The sequence below is a fragment of the Clostridium sp. TJA032 genome (genome assembly GCF_058310275.1).
Genome location: NZ_JBZEFB010000003.1, coordinates 181930 through 194676, shown reverse-complemented (window position 1 = coordinate 194676; position 12747 = coordinate 181930). Strand labels below are relative to the sequence as shown.

At 30.2% G+C, this 12747-nt stretch carries 14 protein-coding genes and 1 tRNA gene; 14 read left to right on the top strand and 1 reads right to left on the bottom strand.

Annotation, left to right across the window (positions count from 1 at the left end; all coding sequences use genetic code 11):
• Positions 1-6 precede the first annotated feature (6 nt).
• Positions 7-1071, top strand: a complete 1065-nt coding sequence (disA, locus tag AC4FRL_RS09270; RefSeq protein ID WP_491139921.1) for a DNA integrity scanning diadenylate cyclase DisA — start codon at positions 7-9, stop codon at positions 1069-1071.
• Between the two features lie 33 nt (positions 1072-1104).
• On the opposite strand, the gene AC4FRL_RS09265 is transcribed toward disA, so the two are convergent.
• The gene (locus AC4FRL_RS09265) at positions 1105-1506 is read right to left on the bottom strand and encodes a nucleoside triphosphate pyrophosphohydrolase family protein (RefSeq protein ID WP_491139920.1); all 402 of its coding nucleotides are present in this window, start codon (positions 1504-1506) and stop codon (positions 1105-1107) included.
• 312 nt (positions 1507-1818) lie between these two features.
• Between AC4FRL_RS09265 and AC4FRL_RS09260 the strand changes: the two genes are divergently transcribed.
• The 13 genes from AC4FRL_RS09260 (at position 1819) to secE (ending at position 12724) form a co-directional block, all read left to right on the top strand.
• A complete protein-coding gene (locus AC4FRL_RS09260; RefSeq protein ID WP_491139919.1) occupies positions 1819-2925 on the top strand; it encodes a PIN/TRAM domain-containing protein in 1107 nt (368 codons plus the stop codon).
• Between the two features lie 13 nt (positions 2926-2938).
• Positions 2939-3613, top strand: coding sequence for a 2-C-methyl-D-erythritol 4-phosphate cytidylyltransferase (gene ispD, locus AC4FRL_RS09255; protein WP_491139918.1), 675 nt, complete (start codon positions 2939-2941; stop codon positions 3611-3613).
• 355 nt (positions 3614-3968) lie between these two features.
• Positions 3969-5681, top strand: coding sequence for a proline--tRNA ligase (locus tag AC4FRL_RS09250; protein ID WP_491139917.1), 1713 nt, complete (start codon positions 3969-3971; stop codon positions 5679-5681).
• A 103-nt stretch (positions 5682-5784) separates the two neighbouring features.
• On the top strand, positions 5785-7182 hold the full coding sequence (cysS, locus tag AC4FRL_RS09245) for a cysteine--tRNA ligase (protein WP_491139949.1): 1398 nt from the start codon (positions 5785-5787) through the stop codon (positions 7180-7182).
• A 201-nt stretch (positions 7183-7383) separates the two neighbouring features.
• A complete protein-coding gene (locus tag AC4FRL_RS09240; RefSeq protein ID WP_491139916.1) occupies positions 7384-7794 on the top strand; it encodes a Mini-ribonuclease 3 in 411 nt (136 codons plus the stop codon).
• 15 nt (positions 7795-7809) lie between these two features.
• A complete protein-coding gene (gene thyX / locus AC4FRL_RS09235) occupies positions 7810-8547 on the top strand; it encodes an FAD-dependent thymidylate synthase (protein WP_491139915.1) in 738 nt (245 codons plus the stop codon).
• A gap of 21 nt (positions 8548-8568) precedes the next feature.
• Positions 8569-9441, top strand: a complete 873-nt coding sequence (rlmB, locus tag AC4FRL_RS09230; RefSeq protein ID WP_491139914.1) for a 23S rRNA (guanosine(2251)-2'-O)-methyltransferase RlmB — start codon at positions 8569-8571, stop codon at positions 9439-9441.
• 15 nt (positions 9442-9456) lie between these two features.
• A complete protein-coding gene (locus AC4FRL_RS09225; protein WP_491139913.1) occupies positions 9457-9966 on the top strand; it encodes an NYN domain-containing protein in 510 nt (169 codons plus the stop codon).
• Between the two features lie 81 nt (positions 9967-10047).
• The gene (gene sigH / locus AC4FRL_RS09220; protein ID WP_491139912.1) at positions 10048-10695 is read left to right on the top strand and encodes an RNA polymerase sporulation sigma factor SigH; all 648 of its coding nucleotides are present in this window, start codon (positions 10048-10050) and stop codon (positions 10693-10695) included.
• An 82-nt stretch (positions 10696-10777) separates the two neighbouring features.
• Positions 10778-10853 (top strand) — tRNA-Thr (locus AC4FRL_RS09215).
• A gap of 66 nt (positions 10854-10919) precedes the next feature.
• The gene (gene tuf, locus AC4FRL_RS09210; RefSeq protein ID WP_168970974.1) at positions 10920-12113 is read left to right on the top strand and encodes an elongation factor Tu; all 1194 of its coding nucleotides are present in this window, start codon (positions 10920-10922) and stop codon (positions 12111-12113) included.
• A 183-nt stretch (positions 12114-12296) separates the two neighbouring features.
• Positions 12297-12446: a 50S ribosomal protein L33 gene (rpmG, locus tag AC4FRL_RS09205; RefSeq protein WP_055260249.1), complete on the top strand. Its 150-nt coding sequence runs from the start codon at positions 12297-12299 to the stop codon at positions 12444-12446.
• 53 nt (positions 12447-12499) lie between these two features.
• Positions 12500-12724: a preprotein translocase subunit SecE gene (gene secE, locus AC4FRL_RS09200; protein ID WP_491139911.1), complete on the top strand. Its 225-nt coding sequence runs from the start codon at positions 12500-12502 to the stop codon at positions 12722-12724.
• Positions 12725-12747: the final 23 nt, after the last annotated feature.

Below are 12747 nucleotides of genomic sequence, written 5' to 3'. Positions count from 1 at the left end.
AGTTAAATGAGAACTGTACATGATGATGAGTTAAAGAAAATATTAAAAATAATGAGTCCTGGTACTTCATTAAGAGAAGGCTTAGATAATATATTAAGAGCTAAAACAGGAGGACTTATAGTATTAGGGGATAATGAGGAAATATTAGATTTAGTAGATGGTGGATTTAATATAAACTCTGAATATAGTCCTGCATATATATATGAGCTTGCTAAGATGGATGGTGCTTTAGTACTTACTTCAGATAGAAAAAGAATACTTTATGCCAATGCTCAGCTTATGCCAAATCAATCTATAAGTACTTTTGAAACAGGAACAAGACATAGAACTGCTCAAAGGGTTGCAAAGCAAACAAATAAAATAGCAATAGCTATTTCTCAAAGAAGAAATATAATTACTGTCTATAAGGGAGATATAAAATATGTTCTAAGAGATAGTGCTGTTATATTAAGCAAAGCAAATCAAGCTATACAAACATTAGAGAAATATGTAGCAGTTCTTGAAAGAGTAACTAACAATCTTAATATACTTGAGTTTCAAGATTTAGCAACACTTTTTGATGTTACTACTGCTATTCAAAGAACAGAAATGGTAATGAGAATAGTAGAAGAAATAGAAGGATATATTATTGAGCTTGGAAATGAAGGAAGACTTATTTCTATGCAGTTAAATGAATTAGTAAGAAGCATAGAACAAGATGGAGTTCTTTTAATAAGAGACTACTGTTACGATAGAATGGAATATAATAATGTTTATAAAGAGATACAAAAATTATCAGCTGAAGATTTATTAGATTTAGATATAATAGCAAAGGAATTAGGGTATGTAGGTAAACCATTAATTGACACATTAGTGTCACCTAGAGGATATAGAATATCTAATAAGGTGCCAAGAATACCTTCAAACGTAATAGAAAATCTAGTTGGACACTTTGGAAAGCTTAAGTATATTCTCGAGGCAGGAAATGAAGAATTAGATCAAGTAGAAGGAATTGGAGAAGCTAGAGCTAGAGCAATTAAAAATGGATTAAGAAGAATAAGAGAACAAGTAGCTTTAAATAAAAATTTATAAAAAAAAGTGCCATATTTATATGGCACTTAATATTTATCTAAAAGTAAATTTACCTAAAGTATCGATTTTATTATATTCTTTTAATAGTATATCAAATAAATTTAAATCCAAAGCATTACATAAAGAAGTTAGATAAAAAAGGTTATTACCAAGTTCACGTTCTATAACTTCCCTACAATTTTCACATAAAGCTCCTTTAATATGGGAGCTTAAATTTGGAGTTAAATCCTCTAAGGATAAGTCGCTATTTTCTAGTAAATTTTGCTTCTTACCATCAATTTCTATGCAGCCACAATTTGTAACGGCTTTACATATAGCTCTATTTGCTCTTGCTTGAGATTCTTGATATTTACTTAATATATCTAATATGCTTTTGTGTCTAAGTAAAGAATTATTAACGCTATTTTGAAATTCGTCAAAAATTACGTCCTTCATAGTGTTTCACTCCTTATATACTAATCTTTGACCCTATAGTAATTATAAAATTTTTTGGTTATATTTGTCAAATGATTTAGGGTTGCAAAACTAAACATATGTTAAAAACTAATTAGCTTGTTAACTTGACTACAATATAAATCAATTTTAAAAAAAGTTACAGGGGGTAATTTGTTAATTCTATGAATTAAGAAATATTTGTAAATCTGAAAAGGCACTTATATGGTATAATTAAGTAAGTATATTATAAATATTTTACAACTATGAATTATAAAACCTAAACATGTCAATAATTATATAGGAGGTGAGTTTGTGATAAAGAAAATTTTTAGAATAATCCTTACTATTTTAGGGGTGTTAATTGGCTTTGTTTTAGCAGATGGAATAAGAAAAAGTGCTATAGGCAAGGAGTATTTAACAAACATTTTTTTTAAGGTATCATTTTATATAATTTTAACAGTTGCATTTGGAATTATTTTATTTATTCTTTCTCCTTTTATATATAAAGCTATAAGAAGACTTATGACTTTTATAGAAAAAGGAATATCTAAGTTATCTCCAAGTGAAATAATATTTGGAGCTGGGGGAGCCATAGTTGCCTTAGTATTAGCTTTAGTAGTAACTTTGCCTTTAAGTAGCTTTTTAAGTGGAATAAATGATATGTTAGGGCCTATTGTATCTGTAGTTATAAATGTTTTAGCTATGATTATAGGTGCAGATATAGCTGTTAAAAAAAGAGAAGATATTACATTGTATTTTCAAAACTTTAGAAAAGGACAATCTAAAGAGAAAAAATCTAAAAGTCCTTCAAGTAAAAAAAGTGAAGCTACACCAAAGGTTTTAGATACCTCTGTTATTATTGACGGAAGAATATTTGATTTATGCCAAACTGGATTTATTGAGGGAGCTTTAGTAATACCTACTTTTGTTCTTGATGAATTAAGACATATATCAGATTGCTCTGATTCTTTAAAAAGAACTAGAGGAAGAAGAGGGTTAGATATATTAAATAAAATACAAAAAGAGCTTTCTATAGAAGTTATAATGTGGGAAGGAGATTTTCCAGAAATAGCAGAAGTTGATATAAAGCTTTTAAAATTAGCACAAAAATTAAATGGTAAGGTTGTAACAAACGATTATAATTTAAATAAAGTAGCGGAATTCCAAGGAGTTCCGGTATTAAACATAAATGAATTAGCAAATGCAATAAAACCTGTAGTATTACCAGGGGAAGAGATGACACTTACTGTTGTTAAAGATGGAAAAGAATCTGGACAAGGAGTTGCTTATCTTGATGATGGTACTATGATTGTTGTAGAAGGTGGTAGAAAGTACATGGGAAAAGAAATAACAGTAGTTGTAACTTCAGTACTTCAAACTGCAGCAGGAAGAATGATATTTGCTAAATATAAATCTTAAAAGGAAGTTGTTTATGGGAAAAGTAGTTAGCATTATATTAGCTGGTGGAAAAGGTAAAAGAATGGGTGCTAAAGTTAGCAAACAGTTTATAGAAATAAATGAAAAACCTATAATTTACTATACATTAAAAGCTTTTGAAAAATGCAAAGAGATTGATGAAATAATTCTTGTCTTACCTAAAGATGAAATAGATTATTTTAAAAAGGAAATAGAGCCTAAATTTAATTTTAAAATTTCTAAGATTATTGAAGGGGGAGAAGAAAGACAAGATTCTGTCTATAATGCTTTAAATTCTATAGAGAATTGTGAAATTGTCTTAATACATGATGGAGCTAGAGCCTTTGTAAGTAATAGAATAATAACAGAAGGCATAGATTATGCAAAGAAGTTTGGAGCAGCAGCTCCTGGAGTTACTCCAAAGGATACCATAAAGATTAAAGATGAAAAGGGATTTTCTATAGATACTCCTAATAGGAATTCTTTAGTAGCTGTTCAAACACCTCAATGTTTTAAGTATAACTTAATAAAAAGAGGTCATGATAAAGTAAAGGAAGAACACATTAAAGTTACGGATGATACTATGATAGTAGAACTTTTAGGAGAAAAAGTATATCTTTTTAATGGAGACTATGAAAATATTAAAGTTACAACACCAGAAGATTTAATTTTGGCAAAGTATTTTATTTAATAAAGATTCACAGGATAAAAAGAGTATATTGACATGTTATTTTTATAAGGATATAATTTTATAAGATTTAAGAAAATTTAATAGTTGTAAAGACTGTGAAAAAGATTAGTAGAAACGCTTATACAGAGAGAAAATACTAGGCTGAGATATTTTCAACATGTTTTGAACCTACTTTGGAGTCGTAGCAAAAAACTAACCGGCTTTAATACCGTTAACAATGAATAGAGTACAAATTTAGGTGGTACCGCGAAAATACAAGCTCGCCCTAAAGTTTTTTAGGGTAGAGCTTTTTTATTTATATGAAGTTAATTAAAAAAATTAGATTTATAGATAGCTTATGAGGAGGTAATATATTATGAAAATGTCAAATATGTTAGTAGGAACTTTAAGAGAAGTTCCAGCTGAAGCAGAAATAGAAAGCCATAAACTTATGCTTAGAGCAGGTCTTATGAGAAAGATGGCTGCAGGTATTTATAACTATATGCCTTTAGGATTAAAGGTTATAGAAAATGTTAAAAATATAGTTAGAGAAGAAATGAATAATGCAGGAGCTCAAGAGTTTTTAGCATCAGCTTTAATTCCAGCTGAATTATGGCAAGAATCAGGAAGATGGGATGCTTATGGAGCAGAAATGTTTAGATTAAAAGATAGACACAATAGAGATTTTTGCTTAGGACCAACTCATGAAGAAGTATTTACTGATATAGTTAGAAATGAGATAAAATCATATAAACAACTACCATTAAATCTTTATCAAATACAAACAAAATACAGAGATGAGAGAAGACCAAGATTTGGTGTTATGAGATCTAGAGAGTTCATAATGAAAGATGGATATAGCTTTGATAAGGACCAAGAAGGTTTAGATTTAGCATATGAAAAAATGAGAAAAGCATATGTTAACATATTTAATAGATGTGGTTTAGATGCAAAGGCAGTTGCTGCTGATTCAGGAGCTATAGGAGGTTCAGGTTCAGCTGAATTTATGGTTAAATCAGAAGTTGGAGAAGATGATGTAGTATTCTGTACAGCTTGTGATTATGCAGCTAATATAGAAAAAGCACCATCAACACCAGAACATGCAGAAAAAGAAGAGTTAATGGAAGTTGAAAAGGTTGAAACACCAGCTGTTAAATCAATAGATGATTTAGCTAAGTTTTTTGAGTGTTCACCAAAGAAAATAGCTAAAACTTTAATCTTCCAAGCTGATGATAAGGTTGTTGCTGTTATGCTAAGAGGAGATAGAGAAGCTAATGAAGTTAAAATAGCAAATGCTATTGGTGATGTAATTGAGTTAGAAATGGCAAGTGAAGAAGCAGTTAAAGAAGCTACAGGAGCAGTTGTTGGATTTGCAGGTCCTATAGGAATAAAGGTAGATATGCTATTAGTTGATGAGGAAGTAGCTAATATGTATAACTTTATAATTGGTGCTAATGAAACTGATATGCACTTAAAGAATGTAAACTATGGAAGAGATTTTGAAGGAATAGTTGGAGATTTTAGAAATGTTACTATAGGAGAAAAATGTCCTGAGTGTGGAAAGGAAATAACTATTTCAAGAGGTACTGAAGTTGGTCACATATTTAAGCTTGGAACTAAGTACTCAGAATCTATGGGTGCAACATTTATTGATGAAGATGGAAAAGCTAAACCTTTCATAATGGGATGTTATGGAATAGGTGTTACAAGAACTGTAGCTTCAATAATAGAACAGCATAATGATGAAAATGGAATAATATGGCCATTAGAAGTAGCTCCATATCATGTTTCAGTTATACCAGCTAATGTTAAAAATGAAGAGCAAGCAGCAAAAGCAGAAGAAATTTACAATGAATTAAGAAAAATGGGAGTTGAAGCTCTATTAGATGATAGAAAAGAAAGAGCTGGAGTTAAGTTTAAAGATTCAGAGTTAATAGGTATTCCAATGAGAATAACTGTTGGAAAAATGATTGGTGAAGGTCAAGTTGAATTTAAACTTAGAGATGGTGGAGAAGTTGAAACTTTAAAAATAGAAGAAGTTTATAATAGAGTAAAAGAAGAATTTGAAAAAGCAAATTTATCTTTATAATTTGTAAGATTAACCAAATTGTATATAATTAGAATATAATAGTAGAACTCACCTTATTTTAATAAGGTGAGTTAATAATATAAGATAGGAGGGTTAAATTATGATTAAAGTTTATAATACTTTAAATAAGAGAAAAGAAGAATTTATTCCTTTAACTCCAGGAGAAGTTAAAATGTATGTTTGTGGTCCTACTGTTTACAACTTTTTTCATATTGGAAATGGTAGAACATTTATAGTTTTTGATACTATAAGAAGATATTTTGAATATAGAGGATTTAAGGTTGACTTTGTCCAAAACTTTACAGATATAGATGATAAAATGATTAAAAAAGCTAATGAAGAAGGTACAACTGTAAAGAAGGTTGGAGATACTTATATAAAAGAATATTATAAAGATGCTGATGCATTAAATATAGAAAGAGCTACAGTTAATCCAAGAGCTACAGAATATATTGGAGAAATAATAAAATTTGTAAAAGGATTAATAGATAAAGGATACGCTTATGAGGTTGATGGTGATGTATATTTCTCAACTAAAAAGTTTGAGGGATATGGAAAATTATCAGGTCAAAATATTGAAGACTTACAATCAGGTGCTAGAATAAGTGTTGATGAAAGAAAGAAAGATCCAATGGATTTTGCTATATGGAAGGCACAAAAGCCAGGAGAACCAGCTTGGAATAGTCCATGGGGAATGGGAAGACCAGGATGGCATATAGAGTGTTCATGTATGGCTAAAAAATTATTAGGAGATACAATTGATATTCATGCAGGTGGTTCAGATTTAAAATTCCCACATCATGAAAATGAAATTGCACAAAGTGAAGCTTTAACAGGAGAACCTTTTGCTAGATATTGGTTGCATTCAGCTTTTGTTAATGTAAATAATGAAAAAATGTCAAAATCATTAAATAACTTCTTTACTGCAAGAGAGATATTAGAAAAATATGATGCAGATGTTATAAGATTTTTAATGTTATCAGCTCACTATAGACAACAACTTAATTTTAGTGAAGATTTATTAGAATCTGCTAAGTCATCAGTTGAAAGAATATATAATGCTATAGGAAATTTAGAAAATTTAATAGATGAAGTTTCTAGAGAAGAAATGAATGAAGATGAAAAAGCATATTTAGAGTCATTAAATAAATATAAAGAAAAATATATTGAAAAAATGGATGATGATTTTAATACAGCAGATGCTATAACAGCTATATTTGATTTAATAAAAGATACTAATACAAATATAACAATTGATTCATCAAAAGAGTTAGCTAAAAAAGCTTTAGATTTAATAAGAGAGTTAGGAAAGCCTTTAGGAATGTTACAAAAATCAACTAAAGGAAACTTAGAAGGAGAAATTGAAGCTTTAATAGCTAAAAGACAACAAGCTAGAAAAGATAGAGATTTTGCTTTAGCTGATAAAATTAGAGATGAGTTAAAAGATAGAGGAATAGTATTAGAAGACACACCACAAGGTGTTAGATGGAAGATGATATAATTAAAATAATAAACTTGCAAAGGAACTTTCTTTTGCAAGTTATTATTTTAAATAGGTTTATTTAAAATTTATTTATGAGTTTTTATATTTATAAATATAAAAAAGATATGATTGAATTAAATATGAAACTATAGTTTAATAGTTTTAAATAAACTTATATAATTACGCAATATATTAAATCTAAAAAAAGGAGATAAAATATTGAAGAATTTATTATATAGAGAGTTTACAGAAAATGAAGCTAGAATGTTAAATCCACTTCAGTTAGCTTTAATAGGAGATGGAGTTTATGAGGTTTTCATAAGAAATTATATATTAAGTGAAAATGCAGGGTTATCTGCTCATAAAATACATGTTAAGGCTATAGAGTATGTAAAGGCTAAGGCACAAAGTGATATAATAAACGCCTTAGAAAATGAGTTAAAGGAAGATGAACTTTATATCTATAAAAGAGGAAGAAATGCAAAATCAGCAACTGTACCTAAGAATGCAAATGTTAGAGATTATAGAAATGCAACAGGTTTTGAAGCATTAGTTGGATATTTATATCTTACAGGTAAAGAGGAAAGATTAAATGAGTTTTTACTAAGATGTATAGAGGTTCATATTTAAGGAGGAGAAATATTAATGTTAAAAGTTAGGTTATTGCAACATACACCAGAACCTGAAAAAACTATAGCAGCAGCAGCTAAATTATGTTATAGTGCCGTTGGTGTTGATGATATATTAGAAAATTTAACTGATGAAGGGGCAGAAAAGTTTTTAAATATGCTTATGTCCTATGGGCATATGTCTCCTATAGAGCATGTTTCATTTACTTTTGCAGTAGAGGGAGTTTCAAGAAGTTTAACCCATCAATTAGTAAGACATAGATTAGCTTCTTATTCTCAACAATCTCAAAGATATGTTAAATTAGAGCAATTTGAATATATAGTTCCACCTGCAATAGAAAAGGATGAAGTAGCTAGAGATATATTCATAAAACAGATGGAAGAATCACAAAAAGCATATGATGAAATAGCAGAAAGATTAAAGAGTAAATACATAGAGGAAGGTATGGCAGAAAAACAAGCAGAGAAAAAAGCTATAGAAGATGCAAGATATGTTTTTCCAAATGCTTGTGAAACAAAAATAGTATTTACAATGAATGCTAGAAGTTTAATGAACTTTTTCCATCATAGATGTTGTGATAGAGCTCAATGGGAAATAAGAACTATGGCAGAAAAGATGGTTGATGAAGTAAAGAAGGTAGCACCTATATTATTTAAAAAGGCGGGACCAAGTTGTGTATCAGGACCATGTCCTGAAGGAAAAATGTGTTGTGGTAAGCTTAAAGAGATGAGAGCTTTATATCTTGAAAAATAAAGATTTTAAGGAGAGAACAAAATGACAAAATCAGAAAATAAGTATAAACAATTAACTCGTAAGCAAAAGTATGCTTTAGAAAGAGAACAAAGAGTAAGAGAAGAAAAATACTCTAGAGGAAATAGAAATTTTGTTGAAGAGGAAGTTAAGGTTAGAGAGGATTTAGTAGAGGGAAGAAATGCTGTTATAGAATTATTAAAATCAGATAAAACTATAGAGCAAATTTTCATAGCTAATGGAAAAATGGAAGGTTCTATAAATAAAATTTTAGGCTTAGCTAAAGAAAAGAAAATAGTTGTAAAAGAAGTTGATAGAAAAAAACTTGACTTAATGAGTGAAACAAAAGCACATCAAGGAGTAATAGCACAAATAACTCCATTTAAATATAGTACCGTTGAAGAAATTTTAGATTTAGCTAAAAGAAAAGGAGAAGAACCTTTTATAATTATATTAGATGAGTTAGAAGACCCTCATAACTTAGGTTCAATAGTAAGAACTGCAGAATTATGTGGTGTACATGGTATTATAATTCCAAAGAGAAGAAATGTTGGAGTAACTGGAACTGTTTATAAAGCATCTGCAGGTGCCATAGAACATATGAAAATTGCAAAGGTTACTAATATAAATAATGCTATAGAAGAATTAAAATCTAATAACATATGGATATATGGAGCTGACATAGATGGTGAAGAGTACAGTTATGAAACAAACTTTAAGGGAGCTTGTGGAATAATAATTGGAAGTGAAGGAAGAGGAATGTCAAACTTAACGAAGAAGAAGTGTGACAAGTTAGTTAAAATACCAATGGTTGGTAAAATAAATTCTTTAAATGCCTCTGTTGCAGGTGGTATAATGATGTATGAGGTATTAAAATCAAGAATAATAAAAAAATAGAAAAAGAGTGATAAAATGAGAGTTATATTTATAGATGGTTATAATGTTATAAATAGTTGGCCTAATTTAAAAAAGTCAAAAAATTATAGCTATGATATAGCAAGAACAGAGCTTACAGAAATGCTTGAAAATTATGCTGCTTTTAACTCTTGTAAAATTTATTTAGTTTTTGATGCTCATAAAGTTGCTGGAAATATTGAAAGCAAAGAAGTATCTGGAAATATAATCACTGTCTTTACAAAAGAAGGCGAAATAGCCGATGCATATATTGAAAGAATGGTAGATGAATTAGGAAGAAAGGTAGAGATTGTTGTTGTAACTTCAGATAGGTTAGAGCAACAAACTATTTTCCAAAGAGGGGCAGTTAGAATGTCATCTATTGAATTTTATAATGAAGTATTAAAAGTACAGGATAATATAAGGAAAAAGGCAGAGAAAAATAAGGCGGAATTAGGCAAAAACTTTTTAGGAGATACTTTAGATGAAAGTGTTTTGAAAAAATTAGAAAAAATGAGAAGAGGGTAATATTGACTAAGTCAAATATAAATTTTATAATTTATTTGTAATTTATTGGATAATGGGATTTTATCTGGGGGTGTAGAGAATATGGGGATTACTTATGATTTGGCTAAGATTAATAATTATGAAGAGTTTAAAGATTTAACAGATAAAGAAGTAGTTATGATGGCTAAAGATGGAAATAGTAAAGCTCAAGAATATGTAATAAGTAAGTACGAACAGTTTGTAAAAGCTAAATCTAAATCCTATTTTCTTATAGGAGCAGATAAAGAAGATATATATCAAGAAGGGATGATAGGATTATATAAAGCTATAAGAGATTTTAATCCTAATAAATTTGCATCCTTTAAAAGTTTTGCAGAGCTTTGTGTTACAAGGCAAATTATAACAGCTATAAAAACTGCAACAAGACAAAAACATATTCCATTAAACACTTATATTTCTTTAAGTAAACCTATTTATGAAGAGGAGTCAGATAGAACACTTTTAGATACTGTAGTAGGTATAGCAATTACAGACCCTGAATCCTTAGTTATAGGAAAAGAAGAGGTTGAAAAAATAGAAAGTGCAATAAATAGTGTTCTTTCTGAATTAGAATTAGAAGTTTTAAATTCTTATTTAGATGGCAAATCTTATCAAGAAATTGCTTGTGATTTAGACAGGGAAGCTAAATCAATAGATAATGCTCTGCAAAGGGTTAAAAGAAAGCTTGAAAAATGTTTAAACATTAAATAATGCAATTTTTCAAAAGTATTGACAAAGAATTTTATTAGTAGTAAAATTTTTATGGCATAGGTAAATTAAATGAATTTGAGGTGCTCACGTAGCTCAGTCGGCAGAGCGTCGCCTTGGTAAGGCGGAGGTCGTCGGTTCAATCCCGATCGTGAGCTCCAATCCAAAATAAGGAAAATACAACACGCTAGGTAGAGTTTATTTGAATTTTAAAGGAGGAATTTGCAATGTCAAAAGCAAAATTTGAAAGAAGCAAACCACACGTTAACATTGGAACAATCGGTCACGTAGACCACGGTAAAACAACTTTAACAGCAGCTATAACAACAGTTTTAGCTCAAGCTGGTGGAGCAGAAGCATTCAAATACGATGAAATAGATAAAGCTCCAGAAGAAAAAGAAAGAGGAATCACAATCAACACAGCTCACGTTGAATACGAAACAGCTAACAGACACTACGCACACGTAGACTGTCCAGGACATGCTGACTACGTTAAAAACATGATAACAGGAGCAGCTCAAATGGACGGAGCTATCTTAGTTTGTTCAGCAGCAGATGGTCCAATGCCACAAACAAGAGAGCACATCTTATTATCATCAAGAGTTGGAGTTGACCACATCGTAGTATTCTTAAACAAAGCAGATATGGTTGACGACGAAGAATTATTAGAATTAGTTGAAATGGAAGTTAGAGAGTTATTAAGCGAGTACAACTTCCCAGGAGACGACATTCCAGTAATCAAAGGATCAGCTTTAGTAGCATTAGAAAACCCAACTGATGAAGCTGCAACAGCTTGTATCAGAGAGTTAATGGATGCTGTAGATAGCTACATCCCAACACCAGAAAGAGCAACAGATAAGCCATTCTTAATGCCAGTAGAAGACGTATTTACAATCACTGGTAGAGGAACAGTTGCAACAGGAAGAGTTGAAAGAGGAGTTCTACATGTAGGAGACGAAGTAGAAATCATCGGATTAACTGAAGAAAGAAGAAAAACTGTTGTAACAGGAATCGAAATGTTCAGAAAGTTATTAGATGAAGCACAAGCTGGAGATAACATCGGAGCATTATTAAGAGGTATCCAAAGAACTGACATCGAAAGAGGTCAAGTATTAGCTCAAGTTGGAACAATCAACCCACACAAAAAATTCGTAGGTCAAGTATACGTACTTAAAAAAGAAGAAGGTGGAAGACATACTCCATTCTTCGATGGATACAGACCACAATTCTACTTCAGAACAACAGACGTTACAGGATCAATCAAATTACCAGAAGGAATGGAAATGGTTATGCCTGGAGACCACATTGATATGGAAGTTGAATTAATCACAGAAATCGCTATGGATGAAGGATTAAGATTCGCTATCAGAGAAGGTGGAAGAACTGTAGGTTCAGGAGTTGTTACTTCAATAATCGAGTAGTTTTAAGCAAAACAACATATAGTTTATCATAATAAGGACTGGGTTTAATAACCTAGTCCTTTACATAGCCAACGTTTGTTGACACTTGTGTATATTTATGATAATGTATTTTAGTAATTAACTAGCAGTGTATTGGTAGATTAGAACTACTTTTAATATACAACAAAACTGGAGGTGCTGAACGTGAGAGTAAAAGTAACTTTAGCATGTACTGAGTGCAAGCAAAGAAACTATAACACTATGAAAAATAAGAAAAACGATCCTAATAGAATAGAGATGAAAAAATACTGCAAATTCTGTAAGAGCCATACTCTTCACAGAGAAACTAAGTAGTGTTTTGGAGAGAAAATTCTAATGCATTATTATGGTGTTAAGGATGTGAATTTATGGCTGCAAAGCAAAATGTAAATGAAGAAAGCAGAGGCTTTGGTATAACAAAGTTCTTTAGAGGGGTTAAGGCTGAATTAAAAAGAATAACTTGGCCACCAAAAGAAGAAGCTAAAAAGGCCATTATTGCAGTGATAGTATTTACTGTAATATCTATTGTTTTAATAGGAGCAATGGATTTTGTATTTAAGAACCTCTTTGAGTTAGTGTTTGGACTTAAATAATATAAAGGAGGTTTGGTGATTTA

What these genes read in the sequence shown, in the direction of transcription:
- disA (WP_491139921.1), top strand. Translation starts at nt 7, where the DNA reads ATGAGAACTGTACATGATGATGAGTTAAAGAAAATATTAAAAATAATG.
- AC4FRL_RS09265 (WP_491139920.1), bottom strand. Translation starts at nt 1,506, where the DNA reads ATGAAGGACGTAATTTTTGACGAATTTCAAAATAGCGTTAATAATTCT.
- ispD (WP_491139918.1), top strand. Translation starts at nt 2,939, where the DNA reads ATGGGAAAAGTAGTTAGCATTATATTAGCTGGTGGAAAAGGTAAAAGA.
- AC4FRL_RS09250 (WP_491139917.1), top strand. Translation starts at nt 3,969, where the DNA reads ATGAAAATGTCAAATATGTTAGTAGGAACTTTAAGAGAAGTTCCAGCT.
- thyX (WP_491139915.1), top strand. Translation starts at nt 7,810, where the DNA reads ATGTTAAAAGTTAGGTTATTGCAACATACACCAGAACCTGAAAAAACT.
- rlmB (WP_491139914.1), top strand. Translation starts at nt 8,569, where the DNA reads ATGACAAAATCAGAAAATAAGTATAAACAATTAACTCGTAAGCAAAAG.
- AC4FRL_RS09225 (WP_491139913.1), top strand. Translation starts at nt 9,457, where the DNA reads ATGAGAGTTATATTTATAGATGGTTATAATGTTATAAATAGTTGGCCT.
- sigH (WP_491139912.1), top strand. Translation starts at nt 10,048, where the DNA reads ATGGGGATTACTTATGATTTGGCTAAGATTAATAATTATGAAGAGTTT.
- tuf (WP_168970974.1), top strand. Translation starts at nt 10,920, where the DNA reads ATGTCAAAAGCAAAATTTGAAAGAAGCAAACCACACGTTAACATTGGA.
- secE (WP_491139911.1), top strand. Translation starts at nt 12,500, where the DNA reads ATGGCTGCAAAGCAAAATGTAAATGAAGAAAGCAGAGGCTTTGGTATA.